Genomic DNA, 527 nt, shown 5'->3' on the forward strand with positions numbered 1-527 from the left:
GGCGCTCGCCGACGCACGCGAGCACCTCGCCGCCGCGATCACCACCAGCGGCCGCCGGGCCGTCTCCGCCCGCGTGGTCTCGCCGACCTTCGGCGGCGCCTCCTGGCTGGCGCACGCTGCCGTGCTCGCCGGCGTCGACACCCGCGACCCGGCGGACTACGCGCTCCTGCTCACCACCGGCCGTCCCACCCTCGTCCGCCACTTCGCCGCCCACGGCTACCGCACCGTCGGCTGGATGCCGGGGCTGCAGCGCCCATGGCCGGAGGGCCGCTTCTACGGCTTCGACCGCATCGCCGACGCCGACAGCGGGGGCTACGCCGCCCTGCCCTTCGGCTTCTGGCGTATCCCCGACCAGGCCTCGCTGGCGCGCATCCACGTGGACGAGCTGGGCGGGAGCTTCGGCGAGGCCGGCGAGGCTGGCGAGGCGGGTGGGGCCGGCGAGGCTGGCGAGGCTGGCGAGGCCGGCGAGGCTGGCGAGGCTGGCGAGGCTGGCGAGGCTGGCGAGGCTGGCGAGGCTGGCGAGGCCG

Annotated in this window: 1 protein-coding gene; it reads left to right on the forward strand. The window is 77.6% G+C overall.

Annotated elements, in window-relative coordinates; translation table 11 throughout:
• A partial coding sequence (locus C667_RS23830; RefSeq protein WP_004392422.1) for an alkaline phosphatase family protein occupies positions 1–527 on the forward strand: 527 nt, incomplete at both ends.

Origin of the sequence: Thauera phenylacetica B4P (genome assembly GCF_000310225.1) — a bacterium.
GTDB lineage: Bacteria > Pseudomonadota > Gammaproteobacteria > Burkholderiales > Rhodocyclaceae > Thauera > Thauera phenylacetica.